Genomic DNA, 25,887 nt, shown 5'->3' on the forward strand with positions numbered 1-25,887 from the left:
GACGAGACCTGACGAGACCTGACGACAAGAGCGAGAGCGGAGCGACACGGCGATGGGCCGAGCGGAAGCCAGACGGGCGGGACAGCACGCGGCGCCCCGCGCGGCGAAGGAGCGGAAGAGCCTGATACGAAGGCTCTTCACCTGGAAGAAGATGCTCGGGACGTTCTTCGCCCTGTGCCTGCTCACCATGGGCGGGCTCTTCGCGGTCTATCTGATGGTCCCGGTGCCCGACGCCAACGCCCAGGCCGTGATGCAGAGCAATGTCTACAAGTACGGCGACGGCACGATCCTGACCCGCACGGGCCAGGTCAACCGGGAGATCGTCGGGCTGGACAAGATACCCGTCGAGGTCCAGCACGCCTTTGTCGCCGCCGAGAACAAGTCGTTCTACAACGACAACGGCGTCGACTTCAAGGGCACGGCGCGCGGACTGCTCAACACCCTCTCGGGCAAGGGCAAGCAGGGTGGTTCGACCATCACCCAGCAGTACGTCAAGAACTACTTCCTGACCCAGGACCAGACGGTCTCCCGCAAGCTCAAAGAGCTGGTGATCGCCCTCAAGGTCGACCAGAAGATGTCCAAGAACGAGATCCTCGTCGGCTACATCAACACCAGCTACTACGGCCGCCAGGCGTACGGCATCCAGGCCGCCGCCCAGGCGTACTACGGCGTCGACGCCGTCAAGCTCAACGTGTCCCAGGGCGCCTATCTCGCCGCGCTGCTCCAGGCCCCCAGCCAGTACGACTGGGCCGCCGCCTCGGCCACCAGCAAGCGGCTCGTCAAGCAGCGCTGGAACTACGTCCTCGACAACATGGTCGAGAAGAAGTGGCTGGACTCCTCGGAGCGGGCCGGCCTGAAGTTCCCCGTACCGCAAGAGCCGAAGGCCGCGCCCGGGATGGAGGGCCAGACCGGCTATCTGGTCGAGGCCGCCAACGACGAACTCGCCGCGCAGGGCGTCGACAAGGCCGATATCGCCAAGGGCGGCTGGACGATCACCCTCAACATCGACCGGAAGAAGCAGCAGCAGCTCGTCAAGTCGGTCGACGCGCAGCTGGAGAGCAAGCTCGACCGGAAGAAGAACAAGACCGACGCGACGGTCCAGGCCGGTGCCACCTCCGTCGACCCGAAGACCGGCCATGTGCTCGCGCTCTACGGTGGCGTCGGCGCCACGGAGCACTGGATATCCAACGCGACCCGCTCCGACTACCAGCCCGCCTCGACGTTCAAGCCGCTCGTGCTCGCCTCCGCGCTGGAGAACGGCTCCGAGACACAGGACGGCGAGAAGATCGGCACCGCGACGAAGTACGACGGCACCAGCAAGCGCCCCGTCGTCGGCAGCGACACCCCCTTCGCCCCGCAGAACGAGGACGACCGCAGCTACGGCCCGGTCGATGTCCAGAAGGCGATGGACCTCTCCATCAACTCCGTCTTCGCGCAGATGGTCGTGGACGTGAGCCCCGCCAAGGTGAAGCGCACGGCGCTCGCGCTGGGCATGCGGGACAAGGACTTCCCCGAGCGGCCCGCGATCACCCTCGGCACGATGGGCGCCTCCACCTGGGACATGGCCGGGGTGTACGCGACCCTCGACAACCACGGCAAGAAGGTCACCCCGACCATCGTGAAGTCCGCCGAGCACCGGGACCGCAAGCCGGTCACCCCGCCCGACGCGATCGGCAAGCAGGTGATCAGCCGGCAGACCGCCGACACCGTGACCGAGGTGCTCCAGGACGTGGTCAAGAACGGCTCGGGCCGGGCCGCGTACACCGACGCCTACCACGCCGCGGGCAAGACCGGCACCGCGGAGAAGAACGTCTCCGCGTGGTTCGCCGCGTACACGCCCCAGCTCGCCACCGTCGTGGCGCTGTACGGCGAGTCCACCAAGGAGGGCGGCGGCCAGGTCACGCTGACCGGTACGGCCAACTCCGGCCGCGCCAACGGCGGTGGCTTCCCCGCCCGGATCTGGGCCGACTACACCCTGGGCGCGCTGAACGGCGGCTCGGACGTGGAGTTCGACCTCGACATCGCCGACTCCGAGCCCGTCGAGCCGTCGGTGACGCCCACCACCGAGTCCCCGACCCCGTCGCCGTCGGACTCCCCGACGCCGACCGAGTCCGCGACGAAGGAGCCCAGCCCCACCCCGACGCGGAGCGCCCCGCCCACCACTCCGACGTTCGAACCGACCACGCCGACCACCGAGCCCGCCCCCGGCCAGACGACGAGCGGCGGCGGTGGAGGCAACGGTGGCGGTGGCGGTGGCGCGGATCCCGGCGAGGGGTCACCGACGCCCACCGCCGGGGAGGACGATCCCGAATCGGACCGGGTACCGCTCCTGCCGTAACGGATCCTGGCGGTACGCGAGAACGGGCCGGGCCCGCGGAGGAGTATCCGCGGGCCCTGCCCGTTTCCTGCCCGTTTCCTGACCCGTGTACGGCCGTCAGCCGCCGTTGACCTTCGCGGCGATCCGGTCACCGATCTTCTTGTCGATGTTCCGCCAGTACTGGAGCGCCCGGTCCAGCACCGGCCGTGACACCCCCTGCTTCAGATGCCCGCTGACGTTCGACACCAGCCGGTCCCGCTGCGCGTCGTCCAGCACCTGCCGGACCTGGGTGCCCGCCTGGCCCCAGTCGTCGTCCTCGGAGTGCAGCCTGGCCGCCTCGCGCACCATCTCGCCCGCCGAGGCCCAGCCCGCCGGGTCCCCGAAGCGCTCGGTGTCCGCCGCCGGGCCGCCGTACGAGTTCGGCGCGTACGGCCGCGCGGTGTTGGCCGGCTCGTAGCGCATCGGCCCGTCCTTGGCATACGAATTGACCTGCGACCGGGCCCGGTTGGGCGGCAGCTGGGTGTAGTTCGGCCCGATCCGGTAGCGGTGCGTGTCCGGGTACGAGAAGAGCCGTCCGAGCAGCATCTTGTCCGGCGACGGGCCGATGCCCGGCACCAGATTGGACGGCTCGAAGGCGGCCTGCTCGATATGGACGAAGTGGTCCTCCGGGTTCTTGTTCAGCGTCATCCGGCCGACATCGATCAGCGGGTAGTCGCCGTGCGGCCACACCTTCGTCAGATCGAACGGGTTGAAGCGGTAGCCGGCCGCCGCCTCGAACGGCATGACCTGCACCTTGAGACTCCACGTGGGCGCGTTCCCGGCGGCGATCGACTCGTACAGATCGCGCCGGTGATGGTCCCCGTCGGAGCCGGCCATCTCGTCGGCGTCCGCCTGGGAGAGACACTCGATGCCCTGATCGGTCTTGAAGTGGTACTTCACCCAGAAGCGCTCACCCGCGCCGTTCACCCACATGTACGTGTGCGAGCTGTAGCCGTTCATGTGCCGGAACGACTTCGGGATGCCCCGGTCGCCCATCAGCCAGGTCACCTGGTGCGCGGACTCCGGCGAGAGCGTCCAGAAGTCCCACTGCATGTCGTTGTCGCGCAGCCCGGTCACCGGGTGGCGCTTCTGCGAGCGGATGAAGTCCTGGAACTTGATCGGGTCACGGACGAAGAAGACCGGCGTGTTGTTGCCGACCATGTCGTAGTTGCCGTGCTCGGTGTAGAACTTCAGCGCGAAGCCGCGCGGGTCGCGCCAGGTGTCGGGCGAGCCGAGTTCACCGGCGACCGTCGAGAAGCGGGCCAGCATGTCGGTGCGCCGGCCCGGCTGGAAGAGATCCGCCTTGGTGAACTGGCTGACGTCGTTGGTCACTTCGAAGACGCCGTACGCTCCGGAGCCCTTCGCGTGGACGACCCGCTCGGGGACCCGCTCCCGGTTGAACTGGGCCATCTTCTCGATGAGGTAGTGGTCCTGGAGCAGGATGGGACCGTCGGAACTGATGGTGAGCGAGTGCTCGTCGCTCTCCACCGGGATGCCGACGCTGTTCGTCGTGAACGGAGTGGGGGATGCCGCGGCCACGAATGTCCTCCCGTCGTCAGGGCGCCCGGGCACGGAACCGGCCCGGGCGGGGACAGCGGTCACTACGGCCGCCTGCCCCAGCTAAACCCCGCGATACGACGTCGGCAACATTTGTACGGCTCTGTGCCGCTCGGTGTGGAGCTGTGCCGTCTACTGCGGTACGGCGGACACGACGGCCGGCGGCCGGGTCGTCAGCTCGAACCAGACCACCTTGCCGCTCGACAGCCGGGTCGCCCCCCACCGCCGCGCCAGCCGGTTGACCAGGAACAGCCCCCGCCCGTTCTCGTCGGTGTCGCGGGCGCGCCGCTGCCGGGGCAGCTGCGGCGAGTCGTCCCCGACCTCGCAGCGCAGTACGTCCGTACGGAGCAGCCGCAGCGTCACCGGGCGCTCCGCGTACCGCACGGCGTTGGTCACGACCTCGCTGATCAGCAGCTCCACCGAGTCGCTCAGCTCCTCCAGGTCCCACAGGGCCAGCGCCCGCCGGGCCAGCCGCCGCGCCCGGCCCGGAGCGGCGTCCTCCGGATCCAGCGACCAGTACGCGACATCGCTCGGCGCGATCCCGTCGAAGCGGGCCGCGAGGAGCGCGATGTCGTCGTCCCGGTCGCCGGGGCCGAGGACGTCGAGGACGTCGTCGCAGAGCGCCTCCAGCGGCGGCGCGTGGTCCGGGCCGGTGAGCTGGGCGGTGGCGGCGAGCCGCTCCCGCAGCTGCTCGATGCCCGTCCACACGTCCCGCAGCCGGGACTCGACGAGCCCGTCCGTGTAGAGCAGCAGCGTCGCCCCCGCGGGCGCGTCCAGCTCGACGGCCTCGAAGTCCACCCCGCCGACGCCGATCGGCGCCCCGGGCGGCACCCGGAGCACCTCGGCCCGGCCGCCCAGATGCAGGAGTATGGGCGGCGGATGGCCGGCGTTCGCGATGGTGATCCGGTGCGCGACCGGGTCGTACACCGCGTACATGCAGGTCGCCATCCGGTCCGTGCCGAGCCGCTGGGCCTGCTCGTCCAGATGGTGCAGCACCTCCTGCGGCGGCAGATCGAGTCCGGCGAGGGTCTGCGCGGTCGTACGCAGCTGGCCCATGATCGCGGCGGAGGTCATGGAGTGGCCCATCACATCGCCCACGACCAGGGCGACCCGGCTGCCCGGCAGCGGAATCGCGTCGTACCAGTCGCCGCCGACCCGGGCCGTCTCGGCGGCCGGCAGATAGCGCGAGGCCAGCCGCACCCCGGTCGGCTGCGGAAGGTTCTCCGGGAGCATGGTGCGCTGGAGTTCGTCGGCGATATACGCCTCGCGGCCGTACAGCACCGCCTTGTCGATGCCGAGCGCCGTGTGGGTGGCGAGCTGCGCCGCGACCAGCAGATCGTTCGACTCGAACGCCGAGCGGTCCGGTCTGCGCAGGAAGACGGCCGCGCCGATCACCCGCCGCCGCCCGCGCAGCGGCGCGAGGATCGCCCGGTGCCCGGACGGTACGGTACGGTCCGCGCCCAGCAGTTCGGGCAGCGCCGCGCGGGCGGCGGCCGAGTCGCCGAAGACCGGCCGCACCCCGCGCAGCACCTCCGAGAGCGCGCCGCCGGCGTGCACCTCGCACAGCTCGGCGGCCGGCAGCACATCGGACTGCGGATCGAGGAGCGACAGCCGCACCCCCTCGGTGACCTGGACCGGCAGACCGCCGGCGCCGAGGGCGTTCTCCGGGTCGTCGTCGGTCAGCCGCAGCCGGTCGGTGCGCCGCAGCCGCAGCACGAACGGCGCCACCGGCCGCTCGTCGCCCACCGGCAGCGGATCGCGCAGATAGACGAGTATGGCGTCCGAGAACGTCGGCACGGTCGCCCGGCAGAGCCCGAGGACGATCTCGTCGAGATCTATGCCGCGCGCGATCCGGCGGGTGGCGGCTCCCACGAAGCGCAGCCGGTCGCCCTCGCGCCGCGCCGTCCCGGCGGGGTCGGGGGCCGGGGACGGCACCGCGGGCTGCGGCACGGCGGAGGCACCCGCCTCCTGCCGCGGCCGGGTGCGTTCCTGCGGCCGGGCAACCAGGGGCTGCCGGCCTTCATGGGAAGGGGGGTGCTCCGTCACGCGTGGGATTCCGTCCGTCCGGGCCGGGACCGCGGCGCGGCGGCTTCGTACCGGCGCTGTCGCGGGGCGACAGAACCGGGCGAGACCACCGCGCGGCAGGTGGCGTCGAAGGAGCGGCAGCCCGCATGCACGGCTCCACCCCCTCGTAGTGACTCACGGTCGTTGTGCTCTGTGGTCGTACCGGTCAACAGTCTGGCGTGTGGTGCGAGCCGCGGTGTGACCATTGGTCAGTCTGGTTACCACGCACGTCAATTGCTACGCCGCTGCCTTCCGGAAGGCGATCCTACGTTTGGACCCTGGGGTCCTATCAAGGGTCTCATGACGTCGCATGCGCCGATCGGGTATGCCAGAAGGGCCGATCAGGACCGAATCCGGCCTGGATCCGACCCGGTTCAGCGGCCGGATCAGGGGCCGCCGGGCGGTCAGCGAGGATGCGGACCGTTCACGAGACCTCTCCCGGCGGCTCTGGTGGCTCCGGCCGCCCCGGCCGCTCCCGCCGCCCGGACCGGGGCGCGGTCCCAGCCGTCCGGCAGGTCCGGCAGCGGCCACGCCGGGTCGGGGCGCCAGCGCTCCCAGCCGTCCCGGAACGGCGCGCCCCAGGCGGTGATGGTCTCGATCGCGGCCCGGCCCGCCTCCTCGACCCGGCGCGCCTGGGACCGTTCCATCAGCCCGTCCCGCTGCGCCTGCGCGAACTCGTCCTCGTCGCGCCAGCGCCAACTGCGGTCCGGATAGACATCGATGTCGAGGAAATGGTCCTCCGAGTCGACACCGCCGGCCCAGCGGGTCAGCGGCTCCTCCAGGTTGACGTACCAGTGCTGGAAGCGCCAGCCGCGCTCCCACCACAGCCATACGGACCACGGCTGGCCGGGCCGCGCCAGCTTCAGGACGCCCATCCCGTACCACCGGTCGCGCACCACCGTGCGGGGCTTGGTGTAGCGGGTGGCCAGTGGCTCCTGGTGGACCGGGGTGCCGTCGGCGAGCACCGGCCGTACGCACGGCGTGTCCGGCGCCAGCCAGGCGGCGAGCAGCTCGTCCGTGTCCCGTACGACCGTGACGGGACGGCAGATGTGCACCCGGTCCCCGGCGTTCTCCCGGTACCGCCACAGGATCTGCTCCCCGGGCGCCCATCGCCCGCCCGCCGTCTGGCTGTCCGCCCCACTCACCGTCGCTGTCATGCGCAGATCCTAGGCGCTGTCCCAGGGGCACTTGGGGCACACCTCCGCCCGGGCACCGGGGTCGCACCGAGGTTTTACGGGCGTGTCATCCGCAGCACATCCAGCGCCTCGTCGAGCTGCTCCAGGGTGAGGTCCCCGCGCTCCACATAGCCGAGCGACAGCACCGTCTCGCGGACCGTGGCGCCGTCGGCGAGGGACTTCTTGGCGACCTTGGCGGCCTCCTCGTACCCGATGTACCTGTTCAGCGGGGTGACGACGGACGGCGAGGACTCCGCGTACCGGCGGGCGCGCTCGGGGTGGGCGACGATGCCGTCGACCGTACGGTCCGCGAGCAGCCGGGAGACGTTCGTGAGGAGGCGGACGGACTCCAGCAGGTTCTTGGCGATGACCGGGAGCATCACGTTCAGCTCGAAGTTCCCGGCGGCGCCGGCCGCGGCCACCGTCGCGTCATTGCCGGTGACCTGCGCGGCCACCATCAGGACGGCCTCCGGGATCACCGGATTGACCTTGCCGGGCATGATCGAGGAGCCGGGCTGGAGATCGGGGAGGCTGATTTCGGCCAGTCCGGTGCGCGGGCCCGAGGCCATCCAGCGCAGATCGTTGGCGATTTTGGTGAGGGAGACGGCGAGGGTGCGCAGCTGTCCCGAGGTCTCCACCAGACCGTCGCGGGCGCCCTGCGCCTCGAAGTGGTTACGGGCCTCGGTCAGCGGCAGCCCGGTCGTCCGGGCGACCTCGGCGATCACGGCGGCGGAGAAGCCGGGCGGGGTGTTGATGCCGGTGCCCACCGCCGTACCGCCCAGGGGCAGTTCGGCGAGCCGGGGCAGCGAGGCGGTCAGCCGCTCCACCGCGTATCTCACCTGCGCGGCGTAACCGCCGAACTCCTGGCCGAGCGTGACGGGCGTGGCGTCCATCAGATGCGTACGGCCCGCCTTGACCACCGCGCCGAACTCCTCGGCCTTGCGCTCCAGCGCGGCGGCTAGATGGTCCAGCGCGGGGATCAGCTCGCCGGTGACGGCGCCGGTCGCGGCGATGTGGATGCTGGACGGGAAGACGTCGTTGGAGCTCTGCGAGGCGTTGACATCGTCGTTGGGGTGGACGGGCCGGCCCAGGCGCTCGGTGGCGAGGGTGGCGAGGACCTCGTTGGTGTTCATGTTGGACGAGGTGCCCGAGCCGGTCTGGAAGACATCCACCGGGAAGTGCTCGTCCCAGCGCCCCTCCGCGACCTCCGCCGCCGCGTCCTGGATGGCCGCGGCGACGTCCCCGCCGATCACCCCGAGATCGGCGTTGACCTTGGCGGCGGCGGCCTTGATCCGGGCCAGCGCGGCGATGTGCGCGCGCTCCAGCCGCTGCCCGGACAGGGGGAAGTTCTCCACCGCGCGCTGCGTCTGTGCCCGCCACTTGGCGTGCGCGGGGACCCGCACCTCGCCCATGGAGTCGTGCTCGGTGCGGTACTGGCTGTCGTCCGTCGTCATGGTGGTCGTACCTCCTACGAGGGAGAGCGTCCGAGTGATCGCGGGTGTTCCCGCGCCGAACACATGTCCCTCGAAAGAGGCGACCCAAGCGTCATCCGAGACCGGGCCCGCGCACCGGGATCGAGGTGAACGTGTGCGCCGGGGCCGGGTCCGTGAAGAAATCGTTGCCCTTGTCGTCCACGACGATGAACGCGGGGAAGTCCTCGACCTCGATCTTCCAGACCGCCTCCATGCCCAGCTCCTCGTACTCGACGATCTCGACCTTCTTGATGCAGTCCTGCGCCAGCCGGGCCGCCGGGCCGCCGATCGAGCCGAGGTAGAAGCCGCCGTGCGCGCCGCAGGCGTCCGTCACCTGTTTCGAGCGGTTGCCCTTGGCGAGCATCACCTTCGAGCCGCCCGCCGCCTGGAACTGCTCGACGTACGAGTCCATCCGGCCGGCCGTCGTCGGGCCGAAGGAGCCGGAGGCGTACCCCTCGGGGGTCTTCGCCGGGCCCGCGTAGTAGACCGGGTGGTCCTTCAGGTACTGCGGCATCTCCTCGCCCGCGTCGAGCCGCTCCTTGATCTTGGCGTGCGCGATGTCGCGGGCCACGACCAGCGGGCCGGTGAGCGACAGCCGCGTCTTGACCGGGTACTTCGTCAGCTCGGCGAGGACATCGTCCATCGGGCGGTTCAGATCGATCCGCACCACGCTGTCGTCCACGCCCGCGTCCGTACCGAGGTGCTCGTCGGTGGTGTCCGGGAGGAAGCGCGCCGGGTCCGTCTCCAGCTGCTCCAGGAAGACACCCTCCGCGGTGATCTTCGCGAGGGCCTGGCGGTCGGCCGAGCAGGAGACGGCGATCGCGACGGGCAGCGACGCGCCGTGCCGCGGCAGCCGGACGACCCGGACGTCGTGGCAGAAGTACTTGCCGCCGAACTGGGCGCCGATCCCGATCCGCTGCGTCAGCTCGAAGACCTTCTCCTCCAGCTCCTTGTCACGGAATCCGTGGCCGGTGGGGGAGCCCTCCGTCGGCAGCTCGTCCAGATAGTGCGCGGAGGCGTATTTCGCGGTCTTGAGCGCGAATTCGGCGGATGTGCCGCCCACCACGATCGCCAGGTGGTACGGCGGGCACGCGGCCGTGCCGAGCGAGCGGATCTTCTCCTCCAGGAACTTCATCATGGAGCCCTCGTTGAGGACCGCCTTGGTCTCCTGGTAGAGGAACGACTTGTTGGCGCTGCCGCCGCCCTTCGCCATGAAAAGGAACTTGTACGCGCCGCCGTCGGTCGCGTACAGCTCGATCTGCGCGGGCAGGTTCGAGCCGGTGTTCTTCTCCTCCCACATGGTGAGCGGGGCCATCTGTGAATAGCGGAGATTGAGCTTGGTGTACGCGTCGTAGATTCCGTGCGAAAGGGCTTCCTCGTCGCCGCCCTCGGTCAGTACGTTCTGTCCGCGCTTGCCCATCACGATCGCCGTACCGGTGTCCTGGCACATGGGCAGTACGCCCGCCGCCGCGATATTCGCGTTCTTCAGGAGGTCGAGCGCCACGAACTTGTCGTTCGACGACGCCTCCGGGTCGTCCACGATCCTGCGCAGCTGGGCGAGGTGGGCCGGCCGCAGATAGTGCGAGATGTCGTGCATGGCCTCGGCGGCGAGCGTGCGCAGCGCCTCCGGCGCGACCTTGAGGAACGTACGCCCGTCGGCCTCGAAGGTCGCGACGCCCTCGGCGGTCACCAGGCGGTACGGCGTGGGGTCCGCGCCCAGGGGAAGCAGATCGGAGTACGCAAATTCCGGCATTACGGCCATTCCTCACTCGACAGACGGCGGCGCGGCCTCCATTGGCAGCGGCGCCCTCCAGCCTAGGCCGCGGCACCGACAGGACCTCTGTGAGGTAAGGCTCAGTAGGCCCCGGCCCGGCCCCGGCCCGGCTCCGGCGGGGGGTGTGGCGGGGGCGCGGTGAGGCGCGGCGGGGGTGCGACGGCGCGGAATGCTGGCTTCCGCCGTAATGTCCGCGCCGTGGACTAGTCGCGATCTATCGCGTTTCGCTACCCTGGTGCCGTGGACCTCGAAAAGCACCCCCAGAAGCCGGCCGCCCCCGCTGAGCCCGTGGGCATCCGGGCCTCCGACGCGGACCGCGACCGGGTCGCGGACATCCTCCGGGAGGCCCTGGCGCAGGGGCGGCTGGACGCCGAGGAGCATGCCGAGCGGATCGACTCCGTCTACCGGGCCAAGACCGTCGGCGAACTGGAGCCGCTGGTACGGGACTTGCCGGCGCCCGGCGCCGACGCGGGCCCGGCCTTCGCCGCCGCCGCGCCCTCGGGAGAGGCGTACGGATACGGTCCGGAGGACCCGGCCGGCACGGAGAACGTGGTCGCGATCTTCAGCAGCTCGGTCCGCAAGGGCCGCTGGCGCATCGGCCGCAGGACCGACGCCTTCGCGCTCTTCGGCAATGTCGAGATCGACCTCACGGAGGCGCTGTTCACCCAGCGGATCACGGTCATCAACGCGACGTCCATTTTCGGCAATGTCGAGATCAGCGTTCCGCAGAACATCTCCCTGCGGGGCAACGGCACGGGAATCCTGGGCAATTTCGAGGTCGAGGCGCTGGTGGCCGAGGATCCGGAGGCGCCGACCGTCGTCGTGAACGGCTACTCGGTGTTCGGCAACGTGGAGGCCAAACCGAAGCGCGGCAAGCTGATCGCGGATCTCCACAAGCGTCTGCGCAAGCACCTCGGTACCTGAACCGCCCGAATGACCTGAACCGCCCCGGCCCCGCCCGGAACGGTTCCGGCCCGGCCGGACTCTCCGCGGCTCTTGCATTTCACATTTCAACTTCCGGCGCTTTTACGGCTGTTTCCAGCCATAACTGTCCACGGCGGCGAAGCGGGCCAATTCCGCACTGCGTTCCGAACGCCGGAAGTGGGTACCACTCAGTGCATAGGAGTGCGTACAGCGGGTAGGGAGAGCCTCATCGTCTCTCGCTCGCGAAGCCGTCGTCAGGAGTAGACCGTGCTGCAACTGCCGCATCAGCCCCTGCAGGTCTCCGCCGTCCCGCCGCAGCGGAGTCCCGCTCGGGAGGATCAGGCCGGCCCCTGGCATTCGGAGGCGGTGTGCCGCCGTGACGAAGCCGGATTGTTCTTCGCCCCTTCCAAGGAGCCGACAGCCGCGAGGCTGGCGCGGGAGGAGGCCGCGAAGCGGGTCTGCGCCCGGTGTCCGGTCATGGTCGAGTGCCGGGAACACGCGCTGCTCCAGCCCGAGCCGTACGGGGTGTGGGGCGGGCTGACGGCGGCCGAGCGCCGGGTGGCCCTGGCCCGGCGCAGACGGCGCGAGGTGGAGCTGCGCAAGGCTGCCGCGACCGGCGACCGGGTCGCCGCCGCCGGCTGACCCCGGGCGCGCCCGTACGGACGACCGGTGCGGGGACGGCACCGGGGCGTACGGACGCGGCGCGGAGACGCAAACGGAGAGGGAGCGAGGGCGCCCCCGCCGCACAACGGGGGCGCCCCCTCACGTCCGTACGCACCGCGCGGGTGGCCGGTCGCGCGGCCGGGCCGCTCGGCCGGGCTACTTGGCGCGGTCGAAGTCGATCGTGCTGTACGCCCGGAGCTTCGACAGCCGGTGCGTCGAGTCGATCTGCCGGATCGTGCCGGACTTGGAGCGCATCACCAGGGACTGGGTGGTCGCCGTCTCCGCGCGGTAGCGGACCCCGCGCAGCAGCTCGCCGTCCGTGATGCCGGTCGCGACGAAGAACACGTTGTCGCCGCTGACCAGGTCGTCGGTGGAGAGCACCCGGTCCAGATCGTGCCCCGCGTCGATCGCGCGCTGCCGCTCCACATCGTCCTTGGGCCAGAGCTTGCCCTGGATGACGCCGCCCAGGCACTTTATGGCGCACGCCGAGATGATGCCCTCGGGGGTGCCCCCGACGCCCATCAGCAGGTCGACACCGGTGCCTTCGCGCGCGGCCATGATCGAACCGGCCACGTCGCCGTCCGAGATGAACTTGATCCGGGCGCCGGTCTCCCGGATCTCCTTGATCATGCCCTCGTGGCGGGGGCGGTCGAGGACGACGACCGTGACATCGTCCGGCGCGCAGCGCTTGGCCTTGGCGACCCGGCGGATATTGACCGAGACGGGCGCGTTGATGTCGACGAAGTCGGCGGCCTCGGGGCCGGTCACCAGCTTGTCCATGTAGAAGACCGCGGACGGGTCGAACATGGCGTGCCGGTCGGCGGCGGCGAGGACCGCGATGGCGTTGGGCATGCCCTTGGCGTTGAGCGTCGTGCCGTCGACGGGGTCGACGGCGATGTCCACCTCGGCGCCGGTCCCGTCGCCGACGTGCTCACCGTTGAAGAGCATCGGGGCTTCGTCCTTCTCGCCTTCCCCGATGACGACGACACCGTTCATCGACACCGTGGAGACGAGCGTGCGCATGGCGTTCACAGCGGCGCCGTCCGCGCCGTTCTTGTCGCCCCGGCCGACCCACCGGCCCGCCGCCATGGCGGCGGCCTCGGTGACCCTGACCAGCTCCAGGGCGAGGTTGCGGTCGGGGGCCTCGGGAGACACCTCGAGGGGGGAGGGCAGTTGATGATCGGTCATCGAGCGCACCTTTCTGTACGGCGACGGCCGGATAAGAGGGTGATACGACTCTATCCGCACGGCGACAGATTGAGCAGAGGGGCCCACGTATGAGCGCGAGGGGGTGATGGGACGATGGAGCCGTGGCAGGTATGCGAGGCAGACAGACAGTGCGGGACATGTTCCTGTCGATGGCGGTCATCGGACTCGTCGTCGCCGCGATCTACATGTTCATTCCGCATGACGACAAGGGCGACCCCGTCCGGGCCGTCGACTACCGGGTGGAGCTGGCGACCGCCCGGCGCGCGGCGCCGTATCCGGTGGTGGCACCGGCGGAGCTGGCCGGCGAATGGAAGCCGACGTCGGTCACGTACAAGCGGCAGAGCGGCGACGCCTGGCACCTGGGCTTCCTCGACCCGGACGGCGAGTACGTCGCGGTCGAGCAGTCCACGGCGCCCCCGAAGAAGTACGTGCACGACGTCACCCAGAAGGCCGTGGACACGGGCGAGACACAGCGGGTGGCGGGCGAGGAGTGGCAGCGCTGGGAGGGGCCGAAGTACAGCGCCCTGGTCCGCCCGGGCGACGCTGTCACGACGGTGGTGACCGGCACGGCCTCGTACGAGCGGCTGGCGGAGATGGCGGCGGCGCTGGAGACCGGCGACGACGGCTGAGCGGCGCGGCCGACGGAACGGTGAAGGCCGCCGCCCCTGGTGATCAGGGGGCGGCGGCCTTCCGCTGTCCGCGTCCGTACGGCGCTTCGTCCGTACGGCGCTTCGCGTGCGATAGAGCCGGCGCGATCGGACGGTCGCGTGAGATCAGACGGTGGTGACGGCCTCGTCGAAGGCCAGGCGCGGGGAGCGCGGGTAGAAGGCGTCGTCACCGGGCTTGCCGATGTTGACGATCGCCAGCGGCGTGTGGTCGCCGTCCAGGAACTCCTTCTGGACGCCGGCCGGGTCGAAGCCGGTCATCGGGCCCGCGGCGAGACCGGCGGCGCGGACGCCGATGATGAAGTAGCCGGCCTGGAGCGAGGCGTTGAGCGTGGCGGCCTGCTCGCGGGCGGCGCGCTCGCTGAAGAACGCGTCCTTGGCCTGCGGGAAGGCGGGGAAGAGGCGGGGGAGTTCCTCGTGGAACTCGTTGTCCGCGGCGAGGATCGCGACGAGGGGCGCGGCGGCGGTCTTGGCCTGGTTGCCCTCGAACAGGTGCGGGACCAGACGCGCGCGGGCCTCGGCGGAGCGGACCAGGACGACGCGCAGCGGCGACTGGTTGAACGCGGTGGGGCCGAACTTGACCAGGTCGTAGATCGCCTGGATCTGCTCCTCGGTCACCGGCTCGTCGGAGAAGGTGTTGGCGGTGTGGGCCTCGCGGAAGAGGAGGTCCTGAGCGGTGTCTTCGAGAACGAGGGACATTTTTGGGCGTACCTTCCGAATGGGCAGCAGATCGAGCGATCAACTGCACCCTACAACCGGAATGTGTGAATCTTCAACGAAATCCGGGTGGGGTGATCCATTTCATACGTCCTGACTCTGGACGCCGTACGTCCTGACTCCGGACGCCCCGGCGCCAGGGGCGGCTACGGCTCCGGACGCCCCCGGTACCGGGACGACTACGGCTCCGGACGCCCGGTCACTCGTCCTTGTCCACCGGCTTCTCGTCGGCGAGCGAGGCGTCCAGCCGCGCCCGGGCGCCCTCCAGCCAGTGGCGGCACACCGTGGCCAGCTCCTCGCCGCGCTCCCACAGGGCGAGCGACTCCTCCAGGGTCGTGCCGCCCGCCTCCAGCCGGCGCACCACCTCGATCAGCTCGTCGCGCGCCTGCTCGTAACCGGGCGCCGCCGCGTCCGCCGCGTTTTCCGTATCCGTCCTGGCCATGCGAACCACCTCAGTAAAGAAAGTTAAGAGTCTTAAGCGGGGGCGGGGGATCCGCTCATTCGGTGACCCGCACCGTGAACTCGCCCTCCGCGACCCGGGCGCGCAGCTCCTCGGCCGCCGTCACCTCCGCCGGGGACCGTACGACCGTTCCGTCCGGGCGCTGGAGCACCGCGTACCCCCGCTCCAGCGTCGCCGCCGGGGAGAGCGCGACCACCCGCGCCAGGGTGTGCGACAGCTCGGAGTCCGCGCGGTCCAGCTGGTGCCGCAGCACCCGCCGGCTCCGGTCGGCCAGCGCGGACACCTCGGCCGCGCGCTCCTCGACCATCCGCCGCGGACGCCGCATCACCGGCCTGGCCAGCGCGTGGGCGAGACCGCGCTCCTCCCGGTCGAGCAACCCCCGTACGCTCCGCAGCGCCCGGTCCCGCAGCGCCTGCACCCGCTCCAGCTCCTCGCCGACGTCCGGCACGATCCGCTTCGCCGCGTCGGTCGGGGTCGAGGCCCTGACATCCGCGACGAGGTCCAGCAAAGGCGAGTCCGGCTCATGCCCGATCGCGGACACGACCGGCGTACGGCACGCGGCCACGGTCCGTACCAGCTGCTCGTCGGAGAACGGCAGCAGATCCTCCACACTGCCCCCGCCGCGCGCCACCACGATCACATCGACCTCCGGCAGCGCGTCCAGCTCCTCCACCGCCTGGACGACCTGCGCCACCGCGTTGACGCCCTGGACCGCCGTGTTCCGCACCTCGAACCGCACCGCGGGCCACCGCCGGCGCGCGTTCTCCAGCACGTCGCGCTCGGCCGCCGACGCCCGGCCGCACACCAGCCCGATCAGCTGCGGCAGAAAAGGCAGCGGCTTCTTGCGGTCCGCCGCGAACAGCCCCTCCGCGCCCAGGGACCGCTTCAGCCGCTCCAGCCGCACCAGCAGGTCACCGATGCCGACGGGCCGTATCTCCGTGGCGCGCAGCGACAACTGCCCGCGCGGCGCGTACCACTCGGGCTTCGCCCGCACCACGACCCGCGCGCCCTCGGAGACGACGTCCGCGATCGCGTCGAAGACCTGCCGGTAGCAGGTGACGCTCAGCGAGATGTCGTGCGACGGGTCGCGCAGCGTCAGGAAGACCACCCCCGCGCCCGGTCTGCGCGAGAGCTGGGTGATCTGCCCCTCGACCCAGATCCCGCCGAGCCGGTCGATCCATCCGCCGATGAGCCGCGACACCTCGCCGACGGGCAGCGGGGCCTCCGCGGTCGTGAGAAGAGCCATGGGAAGGAGCGTATCGGCCACCTCTGACATCGCCCGTCGTCGCGCCGCCGTCGTGCTGCCGTCGCGCCGCCGTCGTACGGGCCCGGTCCCGGCGGCAGGCAGACACCTCCGCCTGTTCTGAACGGCCTTACGATGGGAGGCATGACTGCTACGTCTCGCCCGTCGCCCGCCGCCACCCCCAGTGGAGACGCCGCGCGCCGCGCCGGCAAACGCGTCCTCCTCGCCGCTCCCCGCGGCTACTGCGCGGGTGTGGACCGCGCTGTGATCGCCGTGGAGAAGGCCCTGGAGCAGTACGGGGCGCCGATCTATGTCCGGCACGAGATCGTCCACAACAAATACGTCGTCAAGACCCTGGAGAACAAGGGCGCCATCTTCGTCGACAGGACGGCCGAGGTCCCCGAGGGGTCCATCGTCATGTTCTCGGCGCACGGCGTCGCCCCGGTCGTCCACGAGGAGGCCGCCGAGCGCCGGCTCGCCACCATCGACGCGACCTGCCCGCTGGTCACCAAGGTCCACAAGGAAGCCGTACGGTTCGCCGCCGAGGACTACGACATCCTGCTGATCGGCCACGACGGCCACGAAGAGGTCATCGGCACGTCCGGCGAGGCCCCCGACCACATCACGCTGGTCGACGGCCCCGAGGACGTCGCGAACGTCGAGGTCCGCGACGAGTCGAAGGTCGTCTGGCTCTCCCAGACCACGCTCTCCGTCGACGAGACGATGGAGACGGTCGACGCCCTCAAGCAGAAGTTCCCGCTGCTGATCGCGCCGCCGAGCGACGACATCTGCTACGCCACGCAGAACCGGCAGATCGCGGTCAAGCAGATGGGCGCCGACGCGGATCTGGTGATCGTCGTCGGCTCCAAGAACTCCTCCAACTCGGTACGGCTGGTCGAGGTCGCCCTCGGCGCCGGCGCGGGCTCCTCGTACCTGGTGGACGGCGCGGACGAGATCGAAGAGGCATGGCTCGACGGCGTCACCACGGTCGGCGTCACCTCGGGCGCGTCCGTACCGGAGGTACTGGTCGAGGGCGTCCTGGAGTGGCTCTCGCAGCACGGCTTCGAGGATGTCGAGATCGTCAAGGCCGCCGAGGAGACGATCACCTTCTCGCTCCCGAAGGAGCTGCGCCGGGACCTGCGGGCCGAGGCGGCGGAGCTGGCCAAGAAGTAAGGGCGCGTACCGGCCGGTACGCCGCCCGTGTGCCACGTATCGGACGTCACTGTCGGAGGCTGGCCGTAACGTTGTGTCCATGAACGTCTTCGGAGTGGACATCGGCGGTACGGGCATCAAGGGCGCGCCGGTCGATCTGGACCGTGGTGACCTGGTCGAACCGCGTTACAAAGTACTCACGCCGCACCCGGCGACGCCCGACGCCATCGCCGACGGCGTCGTCGAGGTCGTCCGGCACTTCGGCTGGTCGGGCCCGGTCGGCATCACCTTCCCCGGCGTGGTCACGGGATCCGTGATCCGCACCGCCGCGAATGTCGACAAGACCTGGATCGGTACGGACGCGGGACAGCTGCTGGGCGACCGGCTCAGCCTGCGGGCGACCGTCCTGAACGACGCGGACGCGGCGGGCGTCGCCGAGATGGCGTTCGGCGCCGGGCGCGGCCGGAAGGGCACGGTCCTGCTGCTGACCTTCGGTACGGGCATCGGCAGCGCCCTCTTCATGGACGGCAAGCTCGTGCCCAACACGGAGCTGGGCCATCTGGAGCTGCACGGCCGCGACGCGGAGAAGCACGCCTCGACGAAGGCCAAGGACGACGAGGATCTCAGCTGGGAGCACTGGGCCCACCGGGTGCAGAAGTATCTGGCCCATGTGGAGATGCTGTTCTCGCCCGAGCTGATCATCATCGGCGGCGGGGTGAGCCGCAAGGCCGACAAGTTCCTGCCGCTGATCAAGGGGATCAGGGCGGAGATGGTCCCGGCGGAGCTTCAGAACAACGCGGGAATCGTGGGCGCGGCGATGGCGGCGGCGGGCCGCTGAAGCGCGAGCGCCGAAACCGAACAGATCCCCGGCCTCATGCCCGGGGGCGCGTCCGGGGGAACGCCGCTCCCGGGCGCCGGGCGGCGGCCTCCCGGGTGAGCCGCCGCCGGCTCAGCTGCCGGACCTTGCGTACGGACACGATGAGCCCGGCGACGAGCGTCCCGCCGTACAGCCAGCCGGCATGTACGGCGAGCGTGGTGACCAGCCCCATGACCTGCCCGCCGAAGCCCTCCGTGCCTCCGGCGACGGGCAGGACGCCGAGGGCGAAGGCGATGGGCACGGCGATCGGCGCCGTCACCAGGTCCGCCGTCCGGACCCAGAGCGCCGTCACGGCGCTGACCGGCAGGAACAGCAGCCCGTAGACAAAGAGCGAGCCCTCGAAGAGCAGCTGGTCGAGGAAGGCGAAGAAGAGCATCGTGGCGGTCGCGAACAGCCCGGCGCCCAGGCCGGTGAAGCGGGGATTGGGCAGCCGGCGCAGATGGAGCACCACCGGCGGGACCTGCCGCCGGCGCGCCGACGGCGGGTGCGGCGCAGCGCCGCCACCGGTCGCCGTGCGCTGCGCCGCGAGGGGCCGCTGCTGCCGGTGACGGCGCGGGGGCTGGTATGTCCTCTGCTGCTCCACCCGGACAACGTAGGCGGCGAAGGGGGACGAATCGGGTGCGGGACACGCGCTTTGGGAAATCCGGCAAACCTTCGGGCCACGTTCGAGTCACCCGGGCGTGTCACGACCGGCGCGCGGACCACGACGGGGACGTCCCGCACCGGGCGAGGGAGGCGGGCGGGCGCCCGTAAACTGGGCGACCGGTCCTCAAAAAGCCGGCGGCACCGCCCGCCGGCAGCCCTCACTCCAGGAAGTCGCCAACGTGTCGCTCACGATCGGAATCGTCGGTCTGCCGAATGTCGGCAAGTCGACCCTGTTCAACGCCCTGACCAAGAACGACGTGCTGGCGGCCAACTACCCGTTCGCCACCATCGAGCCCAACGTCGGCGTCGTCGGCGTCCCCGACCCGCGGCTGAACCAGCTCGCGGAGATCTTCGGCTCCCAGAAGATCCTCCCGGCCACGGTCGACTTCGTCGACATCGCGGGCATCGTGCGCGGCGCCTCGGAGGGCGAGGGGCTGGGCAACAAGTTCCTGGCGAACATCCGTGAGTCCGACGCGATCTGCCAGGTCATCCGGGCCTTCAAGGACGAGAACGTCGTCCACGTCGACGGCAAGGTCTCGCCCAAGGACGACATCGAGACGATCAACACCGAGCTGATCCTCGCCGACCTCCAGACCATCGAGAAGGTCCTGCCGCGCCTCCAGCGCGAGTCGCGCATCAAGAAGGACGTGGTGAGCCAGGTCAAGGCGATCGAGGAGGCCCAGGCCATCCTGGAGCGGGGCGACACCCTCTTCTCGGCCGGCATCGTCCAGGGCACGGAGAAGGCCGAGCCGCTGCGCGAACTGCACCTGCTCACGACGAAGCCGTTCCTCTACGTCTTCAACGTGGACGAGGAAGAGCTGACCGACGACGCCTTCAAGGCCGACCAGCGCGCCCTGGTCGCCCCCGCCGAGGCCATCTTCCTCAACGCCAAGCTGGAGTCCGACCTCGCCGAACTCGACGACGAGGAAGCCCTCGAACTCCTCCAGTCCGTAGGCCAGCAGGACCCCGGCCTCGCCACCCTCGCCCACGTGGGCTTCCGCACCCTCGGCCTCCAGACCTACCTCACGGCCGGCCCCAAGGAATCCCGCGCCTGGACCATCAAACAGGGCGCCACGGCCCCCGAGGCGGCCGGTGTCATCCACACCGACTTCCAGAAGGGCTTCATCAAGGCCGAGGTCATCTCCTTCGCCGACCTGATCGAAACCGGCTCAGTAGCCGACGCCCGCGCAGCCGGCAAGGCCCGCATGGAGGGCAAGGAGTACGTGATGCAGGACGGCGACGTGGTGGAGTTCCGCTTCAACGTCTGAACGCATGAGAAAGCGCCACGTTGACCGCCTGGCACGCGGCGGTTCATAAGGGGTCGGCTCCTTCGGGGAGGCGGCCCCTTTGCCTTGTCGTGGATGGAGAGGTTGTCATCCTCGCGGCCTGCTACCGCTGCTGACCGCGGAACCGGTGGGGTGGTTCTGGCGTCGGTGAGTTGTATGGAGACGCGTGGGTGGGCTGGGTGTTTGGCAGTGGTGGGTGGGTTTTTTGTGGGGCTTGGGGTGTGGAGTCATGGGGCGCGGCCGGGGTTGGTGGGGGTGTTTGAGGGGGAGCGGGACTGGAGTCTCGTTTATGTCGAGCTGCCGCTGCTGGTGGTCGGGATGCCGGCGCTCGCGATGGGGGTCTGGGCGTTGGGGGTCGGGGGGTTCAAGGTTCGGGAGGGGGTGGCCGCGGGGGTTGTGGTCGGGGTGGTGGCGCTGGCCGCCTGGGGTGGGGTGGAGTGGCTGGCGGTACGGACCGAGCCGTTCACCCGGGGGCCGTTGTGAGCCCTGTCGGGCGTGGTTGGTTCTTGGTTACGGATAGTTCGGTGATTCCTGGTGGCTCGGCGCCGGGGGGTGTTCGTACCGTCACCCTTACCTCGCTTGCCTCCGCGCCCGGTCTCAGCGACGCACAGAACTCCGCGATCCCGCGCAGCAGCGGCCAGCCGCGCTCGCGCAGCCAGTCGATCCTGGTCGCGGTGGGGGACCAGTCGGCGGAGTACTCGCCGCAGGCGCGGGGTGGGGCGGGGAGCCTGTGGTTTTCCGGCGCGGGCGGGCCGTGTACGGCAGTCTGCACGGCATGAAACGGATTGATCTGAACAGCGACCTCGGCGAAGGCTTCGGCGCGTGGCGGCTGGGGGACGACGACGCCCTGCTCTCCGTCGTGACCAGCGCCAACGTCGCCTGCGGCTTCCACGCGGGCGACCCGACCGTGATGCGGAAGGTCTGCGAGGGCGCCGCCCGGCGCGGGGTCGCGATCGGGGCCCAGGTCGGCTACCGCGATCTGGCCGGCTTCGGCAGGCGCTTCATCGACATGGACCCGGCGGAACTCGTCAACGACGTCCTCTACCAGCTCGCCGCCCTCGACGGCTTCGCCCGGGTGGCCGGGGCGCGGGTCGCGTACGTCAAACCGCACGGCGCCCTCTACAACGCGATCGTCCACCACGAGGAGCAGGCCGCCGCCGTGGTGACGGCCGTACGGCTGTACGACCCGGCCCTGCCGGTGCTCGGGCTGCCCGGCAGCGCGTGGCTGCGGCGGGCCGGGGAGGCCGGACTCCGCTGTGTGCGGGAGGCGTTCGCCGACCGGGCGTACACGCCGAGCGGCACCCTCGTGCCGCGCCGTGAGCCCGGCGCGGTCCTGCACGACCCCGACGCGATCGTCGCCCGCTGTCTGCGGCTGGTCACCGACGGGGTGATCCGCGCCGTCGACGGCACCGAGGTCCCGGTCGAGGCCGACTCCCTGTGCGTGCACGGCGACACCCCGGACGCGGTGGCGATCGCCCGGCTGCTGCACGCGGAACTCACCCGCGCGGGCCACGGTCCCCGGCCCTTCACCGGCCGATGACGCCGCCGCCGGCTCTTTCGGTGCGTGCCGTGGGCAGCGCGGCGCTGATCGTCGACCTCGCCGGCACCGGCGAGGTGCTCGCCCTGCGGGCCGCGCTGGAGCGTGAAATCCCGAATGGTGTAAGGGAGTTGATCGCCGCCGCCCGTACCCTGCTGATCACCTACGACCCGGCGGCCACCGGGCACGAGGCGCTGGCCGCCGAGGTGACGCGCCGGGCCGCCGCCGTGACGGGCGGCGCGACCGGCGATACACCGGGCGCGGCGGGGGCCGCTCTCGCACCGCTGACCGTGCCCGTACGGTACGACGGCCCAGACCTCGCCCAGGCCGCCGCCCTGACCGGGCTGACGACGGCCCAGGTGATCGCCCGGCACACCGCGCCCGACTACACCGTGGCCTTCGCCGGCTTCGCCCCCGGCTTCGGCTATCTGACCGGGACGGACCCGGCCCTGCGGCTGCCCCGGCGCGCCGAGCCGCGTACGGAGGTGCCCGCCGGGGCCGTCGCGGTGGCGGACGGGTTCACCGGGATCTACCCTCGCTCCTCGCCGGGCGGCTGGCAGCTCCTCGGCACGACCTCGCTCCCCCTCTGGGACGAGCGGCGCGATCCGCCGGCCCTGCTGGTCCCGGGCCGGACCGTACGGCTGCGGGAGGTGCCGCGATGAGCGCGCCGGCCGTACGGAACGTACGGGTACGGCGCGCGCGGGCCCTGGTGATTCTCGATCCCGGTCCGCTGACCACCCTTCAGGATCTGGGCCGGCCCGGCTGGGCCCATCTCGGGGTGACCGCCTCGGGCGCCGCCGACCTTCCCTCCCTGGCGCTGGCCAACCGTCTCGTCGGCAACCCGGAGCACACCGCCGCGCTGGAGACCACCTACGGCGGGCTGCGGGTGCGGATCGACGCGCGCGGGGCCGACGGGGCGCCCGGCACCGTCTGGGCCGCGCTCACCGGGGCGCCCTGCCCGGCGGCGCTGGACGGGCGGCCGCTCGGGATGGACGTGCCCTTCGCGGTGGCCGACGGGCAGGTGCTTGCGCTCGGCGCGCCCGTGGCCGGGCTGCGTACGTACCTCGCGGTGCGCGGTGGCCCGGAGGTGCCCGCCACGCTCGGCTCGCGCTCCACCGATCTGCTGTCGGGGCTCGGCCCCGCGCCGCTGGCGGCCGGGGACGTCCTGCCGCTGGCCCCGCCGGGCGGCGCCATGCCGGGTGTGGACCTCGCTCCGCGTGCCGCGCTGCCCAGGGACTTCGTCCTGAGGGTCGTCCCCGGGCCCCGGGACGACTGGTTCGACGCGGCGGCGGTCGCGGCGCTGTACGGCGAGGTGTGGACCGCCACCAGCCGGTCCAACCGGGTGGGGGTACGGCTCGCCGGGCCGGTCCTCGGCCGGGCCCGGGCGGGCGAGCTGCCCGCCGAGGGCATGGTGCGTGGCGCGCTCCAGGTGCCGCCCAACGGGCAGCCGATCCTGTTCCTCGCCGACCATCCGGTCACCGGTGGCTATCCGGTCATCGGGGTCGTGCACGCGGCGGATCTGCCGCTGGCGGGGCAGCTGCCGCCGGGGGCGGCCGTACGGTTCCGGAAGCCTCGGTGATGACGATCCCGTCCTTCTGTACAGCCGCCACCGGAGCCACCGAAAAGCCATCCTTACAGATGAGCCGGGGTGTAAACCCCGGCTCATCACTTCAGGTGAAACCCTGGCCCATGCTTGCGGTCAACAACCCACGGTTGCCACTCTGTTGCTGTCTGTCAAGCTGATGGGAGTGGCCCGTGGCCTTCGGTGAGCAGCCCGCCTATCTGCGCGTTGCGAGCGAATTGCGCGAGAAGATCGTCAACGGTGATCTGCCGCCGCACACCCGGCTGCCGTCGCAGGCCCGTATCCGCCAGGAGTACGGCGTCTCGGACACGGTCGCGCTGGAAGCACGCAAGGTGCTGATGGCCGAGGGGCTGGTCGAAGGCCGCTCCGGGTCGGGGACGTATGTCAGGGAGCGGCCGGTGCCGCGCCGGATCGCCCGCTCCGGCTACCGGCCGCCGGCCGGCTCCAGCCCGTTCCGGCAGGAGCAGTCGGAGGCCGGGGCGCGCGGGACCTGGGAGTCCAGGAGCGACCAGCGGGAGGCGCCCCCGGAGATCGCCGAGCGGCTGGGGATCGAGCCGGGGGAGCGCGTCATGCGTACGCGCTACGTCTTCCGGGACGGCGGCGAGCCGATGATGCTCTCGACGTCCTGGGAACCCCTCACGGTCACCGGGCGCACCCCGGTGATGCTGCCCGAGGAGGGCCCCCTCGGGGGCTGCGGGGTGGTCGAGCGGATGGCGGCCATCGACATCGTCGTGGACAACGTGGTGGAGGAGGTCGGCGCGCGCCCGGGGCTCGCGGAGGAGCTGCTGGCGCTCGGGGGAGTCCCCGGCCATGTGGTGATGGTCCTGGAGCGGACGTACTTCGCGTCCGGACGGGCAGTGGAGACGGCGGACGTGGTCATCCCCGCCGACCGGTACCGACTCGCGTATCACCTCTCTGTCAAGTGACTGGTATCGGACGTTGTTGTCCGCCCATGTGATCCCGCGCCGGTTCCCGGACCGGCGCGGGATGTCCTTTTTCATGCCGCTCGTACGGACTTGACGGGGCGTACGGGGCGCCCGTGACGGGGGTGTGCCGAGGTTGGGGGGCGTGAACAGGGCGTTTCCGCCCCCTGGTTTTCGGCGTTTTGTTGGCCGGATGCGTATCTCTTGGTGAAAACACGTATCCGCTCAGTAAAGGTCAGGCGTACGCTCAGGCATATGCAGATTGCGGTTTCCTGGAGATCAGCGGAGAGATGCAGGTCGGCGGCGGGGGGAGCGCGATGAACGACGGCGGATCCGGGCTCCCCTGGCTGGTGATACGGCAGGACGACAACGGTGCGCGCTACCGCGTCGGCCGGTATGCGACGCAGGACGAGGCGCAGAAAATAGCCGACAGCCTGGATGGGCGCGGGCACAAGCAGTTGTACTCGGTGGAGCGGATCGGTCAGACGACTCCCTGACCCCTGCCCGTACGGGCAGGAGCGGGGCTGGGCGGGGCAGGTCATGGCCGGGGCAGGGCGCAGGCGCGTGCCGGGCGGTGCCCGGGTCCTGCCTCGGGAGAGGCGCGCCCTAGGCTCCCCGTATGAACGTGAGTGATCGTGTCGTGGTGGCCGGCGCGGTGTGCGACCGGGGGCGGCTGCTGGCCGCGCGCCGGAGCGCGCCGCCCGAGCTGGCCGGCCGCTGGGAGCTGCCCGGCGGCAAGGTGGAGCCGGGGGAGCTGCCCGAGGAGGCGCTCGTCCGCGAGCTGCGCGAGGAACTCGGTGTGGAGGCGCGGCCGGTGGAGCGGATCCCCGGCGCCTGGCCGCTGAAGCCCGGTCTTGTCCTCCAGGTGTGGACGGCCGCGCTGGTCTCCGGCACGCCCCGGCCGCTGGAGGACCACGACGAGCTGCGCTGGCTCGGCCCGGACGAGATCCATACCGTCGACTGGCTCGACCAGGACCGCCCGGCCGTCGCCGAGGCCGCCGGGCGGCTGCGCGCGCATCCGGTCTGACATCCGGTCTGACGGTCTGATGCGGTTGATCTGGCGCGGTCGGTGTGATCGGGGCAGCGGGATGCGGTAGTTGTCACGATTATCGGGTATATCCCTCTTTGCCCGCCCGGACAGACCCGGTCGGGCCCAGTGGTCCACCGTCGGTCCGGGGATGTGGTCGGCTTGCTCGACACCGAGGACGGCGCGCGCGCCGAGTGGACCTTCGCCGCCGCACCCGACGCCGTACGCACCGCCCGCCATGTCGTGCGCGACACGCTCCGTGACTGGAGCCTGCCCGTCGCGGTGGCCGAGACGGCGGTCCTGCTCGTGAGCGAGCTGGTGACCAACTCCCTGCGCTACGCCTCCGGACCCATCGGGGTACGGCTCGCGGCCGGCGGCCCGGTCGTCGCCGGCCGGCCCGCGCTTCTCGTGGAAGTCTCCGATCCGCTGCCGGATCCCCCCGTCGAACGTCCTGCCGGTCCCGACGACGAAGGGGGCCGGGGGCTGGGGCTGGTGGCCGGTTCCGCGCGGCGCTGGGGGACTCGGCGCGGGAAGACGGGTAAGACCGTGTGGTTCGAGCTGCCCCTCTCTGGTTAGAAG

At 71.0% G+C, this 25,887-nt stretch carries 25 protein-coding genes; 15 read left to right on the forward strand and 10 right to left on the reverse strand.

Annotation, left to right across the window (positions count from 1 at the left end; all coding sequences use genetic code 11):
* Window positions 1–52: 52 nt before the first annotated feature.
* Entirely contained in the window at window positions 53–2,338 is a 2,286-nt protein-coding gene (locus tag DVK44_RS22940; protein ID WP_114661363.1) for a transglycosylase domain-containing protein, read from the forward strand.
* A 96-nt stretch (window positions 2,339–2,434) separates the two neighbouring features.
* Here DVK44_RS22940 and DVK44_RS22945 read toward each other — a convergent pair whose 3' ends face one another.
* The 5 genes from DVK44_RS22945 to DVK44_RS22965 form a co-directional block, all read right to left on the reverse strand.
* On the reverse strand, window positions 2,435–3,895 hold the full coding sequence (locus DVK44_RS22945) for a catalase (protein ID WP_114661364.1): 1,461 nt from the start codon (window positions 3,893–3,895) through the stop codon (window positions 2,435–2,437).
* 150 nt (window positions 3,896–4,045) lie between these two features.
* Window positions 4,046–5,959 carry an ATP-binding SpoIIE family protein phosphatase gene (locus tag DVK44_RS22950; RefSeq protein ID WP_114661365.1) on the reverse strand — a complete coding sequence of 638 codons (1,914 nt, stop codon included), beginning with the start codon at window positions 5,957–5,959 and terminating at the stop codon, window positions 4,046–4,048.
* A gap of 422 nt (window positions 5,960–6,381) precedes the next feature.
* Entirely contained in the window at window positions 6,382–7,134 is a 753-nt protein-coding gene (gene fomD, locus DVK44_RS22955; RefSeq protein ID WP_114661366.1) for a cytidylyl-2-hydroxypropylphosphonate hydrolase, read from the reverse strand.
* Between the two features lie 74 nt (window positions 7,135–7,208).
* Window positions 7,209–8,606, reverse strand: coding sequence for a class II fumarate hydratase (locus DVK44_RS22960; RefSeq protein ID WP_114661367.1), 1,398 nt, complete (start codon window positions 8,604–8,606; stop codon window positions 7,209–7,211).
* A 91-nt stretch (window positions 8,607–8,697) separates the two neighbouring features.
* Window positions 8,698–10,377, reverse strand: a complete 1,680-nt coding sequence (locus tag DVK44_RS22965) for a fumarate hydratase (protein WP_114661368.1) — start codon at window positions 10,375–10,377, stop codon at window positions 8,698–8,700.
* Between the two features lie 261 nt (window positions 10,378–10,638).
* Here DVK44_RS22965 and DVK44_RS22970 point away from each other — a divergent pair, with 261 nt between their 5' ends.
* Window positions 10,639–11,322: a DUF1707 SHOCT-like domain-containing protein gene (locus DVK44_RS22970; protein WP_114661369.1), complete on the forward strand. Its 684-nt coding sequence runs from the start codon at window positions 10,639–10,641 to the stop codon at window positions 11,320–11,322.
* A gap of 267 nt (window positions 11,323–11,589) precedes the next feature.
* Window positions 11,590–11,964, forward strand: a complete 375-nt coding sequence (locus DVK44_RS22975; RefSeq protein WP_114661370.1) for a WhiB family transcriptional regulator — start codon at window positions 11,590–11,592, stop codon at window positions 11,962–11,964.
* Between the two features lie 177 nt (window positions 11,965–12,141).
* Here DVK44_RS22975 and glpX read toward each other — a convergent pair whose 3' ends face one another.
* Window positions 12,142–13,173, reverse strand: coding sequence for a class II fructose-bisphosphatase (glpX, locus tag DVK44_RS22980; protein ID WP_114661371.1), 1,032 nt, complete (start codon window positions 13,171–13,173; stop codon window positions 12,142–12,144).
* A 131-nt stretch (window positions 13,174–13,304) separates the two neighbouring features.
* Here glpX and DVK44_RS22985 point away from each other — a divergent pair, with 131 nt between their 5' ends.
* Complete coding sequence (locus DVK44_RS22985) at window positions 13,305–13,823, forward strand: DUF4245 domain-containing protein (RefSeq protein ID WP_181957663.1); 519 nt, start codon at window positions 13,305–13,307, stop codon at window positions 13,821–13,823.
* 144 nt (window positions 13,824–13,967) lie between these two features.
* On the opposite strand, the gene DVK44_RS22990 is transcribed toward DVK44_RS22985, so the two are convergent.
* The 3 genes from DVK44_RS22990 to xseA all read right to left on the reverse strand — a co-directional run bounded on the left by DVK44_RS22990 (window position 13,968) and on the right by xseA (window position 16,282).
* Window positions 13,968–14,558 carry a malonic semialdehyde reductase gene (locus DVK44_RS22990; RefSeq protein WP_114661373.1) on the reverse strand — a complete coding sequence of 197 codons (591 nt, stop codon included), beginning with the start codon at window positions 14,556–14,558 and terminating at the stop codon, window positions 13,968–13,970.
* A gap of 217 nt (window positions 14,559–14,775) precedes the next feature.
* Window positions 14,776–15,018, reverse strand: a complete 243-nt coding sequence (locus DVK44_RS22995) for an exodeoxyribonuclease VII small subunit (protein WP_114661374.1) — start codon at window positions 15,016–15,018, stop codon at window positions 14,776–14,778.
* A 55-nt stretch (window positions 15,019–15,073) separates the two neighbouring features.
* Entirely contained in the window at window positions 15,074–16,282 is a 1,209-nt protein-coding gene (gene xseA, locus DVK44_RS23000; protein ID WP_114661375.1) for an exodeoxyribonuclease VII large subunit, read from the reverse strand.
* A gap of 141 nt (window positions 16,283–16,423) precedes the next feature.
* Here xseA and DVK44_RS23005 point away from each other — a divergent pair, with 141 nt between their 5' ends.
* Window positions 16,424–17,452: a 4-hydroxy-3-methylbut-2-enyl diphosphate reductase gene (locus DVK44_RS23005; protein WP_114661376.1), complete on the forward strand. Its 1,029-nt coding sequence runs from the start codon at window positions 16,424–16,426 to the stop codon at window positions 17,450–17,452.
* A 79-nt stretch (window positions 17,453–17,531) separates the two neighbouring features.
* Window positions 17,532–18,269 (forward strand): polyphosphate--glucose phosphotransferase, encoded by a 738-nt coding sequence (ppgK, locus tag DVK44_RS23010; RefSeq protein WP_114661377.1) that lies wholly within the window; start codon window positions 17,532–17,534, stop codon window positions 18,267–18,269.
* A gap of 34 nt (window positions 18,270–18,303) precedes the next feature.
* Here the strand turns inward: ppgK and DVK44_RS23015 are convergent, their stop codons facing one another.
* Entirely contained in the window at window positions 18,304–18,891 is a 588-nt protein-coding gene (locus tag DVK44_RS23015; RefSeq protein WP_114661378.1) for a DUF6542 domain-containing protein, read from the reverse strand.
* A gap of 241 nt (window positions 18,892–19,132) precedes the next feature.
* Between DVK44_RS23015 and ychF the strand changes: the two genes are divergently transcribed.
* The 9 genes from ychF to DVK44_RS23060 all read left to right on the forward strand — a co-directional run bounded on the left by ychF (window position 19,133) and on the right by DVK44_RS23060 (window position 25,884).
* Complete coding sequence (gene ychF, locus DVK44_RS23020; protein ID WP_114661379.1) at window positions 19,133–20,221, forward strand: redox-regulated ATPase YchF; 1,089 nt, start codon at window positions 19,133–19,135, stop codon at window positions 20,219–20,221.
* Between the two features lie 273 nt (window positions 20,222–20,494).
* Window positions 20,495–20,722: a hypothetical protein gene (locus tag DVK44_RS36480; RefSeq protein ID WP_162794020.1), complete on the forward strand. Its 228-nt coding sequence runs from the start codon at window positions 20,495–20,497 to the stop codon at window positions 20,720–20,722.
* A gap of 292 nt (window positions 20,723–21,014) precedes the next feature.
* Entirely contained in the window at window positions 21,015–21,779 is a 765-nt protein-coding gene (locus DVK44_RS23030) for a LamB/YcsF family protein (RefSeq protein WP_114665374.1), read from the forward strand.
* Complete coding sequence (locus tag DVK44_RS23035; RefSeq protein WP_114661380.1) at window positions 21,776–22,438, forward strand: 5-oxoprolinase subunit B family protein; 663 nt, start codon at window positions 21,776–21,778, stop codon at window positions 22,436–22,438. The genes DVK44_RS23030 and DVK44_RS23035 overlap by 4 nt, the downstream gene beginning before the upstream one ends.
* Window positions 22,435–23,355, forward strand: coding sequence for a 5-oxoprolinase subunit C family protein (locus DVK44_RS23040; protein WP_114661381.1), 921 nt, complete (start codon window positions 22,435–22,437; stop codon window positions 23,353–23,355). Before DVK44_RS23035 ends, DVK44_RS23040 begins: the two co-directional genes overlap by 4 nt.
* Before the next feature lie 176 nt (window positions 23,356–23,531).
* A complete protein-coding gene (locus DVK44_RS23045; RefSeq protein WP_114661382.1) occupies window positions 23,532–24,284 on the forward strand; it encodes a GntR family transcriptional regulator in 753 nt (250 codons plus the stop codon).
* Window positions 24,285–24,598: 314 nt separating this feature from the next.
* Window positions 24,599–24,778: an SPOR domain-containing protein gene (locus DVK44_RS23050; protein ID WP_114665375.1), complete on the forward strand. Its 180-nt coding sequence runs from the start codon at window positions 24,599–24,601 to the stop codon at window positions 24,776–24,778.
* A gap of 128 nt (window positions 24,779–24,906) precedes the next feature.
* Window positions 24,907–25,308 (forward strand): (deoxy)nucleoside triphosphate pyrophosphohydrolase, encoded by a 402-nt coding sequence (locus DVK44_RS23055; protein ID WP_114665376.1) that lies wholly within the window; start codon window positions 24,907–24,909, stop codon window positions 25,306–25,308.
* Window positions 25,309–25,461: 153 nt separating this feature from the next.
* Window positions 25,462–25,884 carry an ATP-binding protein gene (locus DVK44_RS23060; protein WP_114661383.1) on the forward strand — a complete coding sequence of 141 codons (423 nt, stop codon included), beginning with the start codon at window positions 25,462–25,464 and terminating at the stop codon, window positions 25,882–25,884.
* The last annotated feature ends 3 nt before the right edge of the window (window positions 25,885–25,887 follow it).

This window comes from Streptomyces paludis (assembly GCF_003344965.1).
GTDB lineage: Bacteria > Actinomycetota > Actinomycetes > Streptomycetales > Streptomycetaceae > Streptomyces > Streptomyces paludis.

Coding starts and splice junctions, on each gene's coding strand:
- xseA (WP_114661375.1), bottom strand. CDS start 16,282: ATGGCTCTTCTCACGACCGCGGAGGCCCCGCTGCCCGTCGGCGAGGTG.
- DVK44_RS22990 (WP_114661373.1), bottom strand. CDS start 14,558: ATGTCCCTCGTTCTCGAAGACACCGCTCAGGACCTCCTCTTCCGCGAG.
- DVK44_RS23040 (WP_114661381.1), top strand. CDS start 22,435: ATGAGCGCGCCGGCCGTACGGAACGTACGGGTACGGCGCGCGCGGGCC.
- DVK44_RS23005 (WP_114661376.1), top strand. CDS start 16,424: ATGACTGCTACGTCTCGCCCGTCGCCCGCCGCCACCCCCAGTGGAGAC.
- DVK44_RS23030 (WP_114665374.1), top strand. CDS start 21,015: ATGAAACGGATTGATCTGAACAGCGACCTCGGCGAAGGCTTCGGCGCG.
- DVK44_RS22940 (WP_114661363.1), top strand. CDS start 53: ATGGGCCGAGCGGAAGCCAGACGGGCGGGACAGCACGCGGCGCCCCGC.
- fomD (WP_114661366.1), bottom strand. CDS start 7,134: ATGACAGCGACGGTGAGTGGGGCGGACAGCCAGACGGCGGGCGGGCGA.
- DVK44_RS23035 (WP_114661380.1), top strand. CDS start 21,776: ATGACGCCGCCGCCGGCTCTTTCGGTGCGTGCCGTGGGCAGCGCGGCG.
- glpX (WP_114661371.1), bottom strand. CDS start 13,173: ATGACCGATCATCAACTGCCCTCCCCCCTCGAGGTGTCTCCCGAGGCC.
- DVK44_RS22965 (WP_114661368.1), bottom strand. CDS start 10,377: ATGCCGGAATTTGCGTACTCCGATCTGCTTCCCCTGGGCGCGGACCCC.
- DVK44_RS22960 (WP_114661367.1), bottom strand. CDS start 8,606: ATGACGACGGACGACAGCCAGTACCGCACCGAGCACGACTCCATGGGC.
- DVK44_RS22995 (WP_114661374.1), bottom strand. CDS start 15,018: ATGGCCAGGACGGATACGGAAAACGCGGCGGACGCGGCGGCGCCCGGT.
- DVK44_RS23050 (WP_114665375.1), top strand. CDS start 24,599: ATGAACGACGGCGGATCCGGGCTCCCCTGGCTGGTGATACGGCAGGAC.
- ppgK (WP_114661377.1), top strand. CDS start 17,532: ATGAACGTCTTCGGAGTGGACATCGGCGGTACGGGCATCAAGGGCGCG.
- DVK44_RS22985 (WP_181957663.1), top strand. CDS start 13,305: ATGCGAGGCAGACAGACAGTGCGGGACATGTTCCTGTCGATGGCGGTC.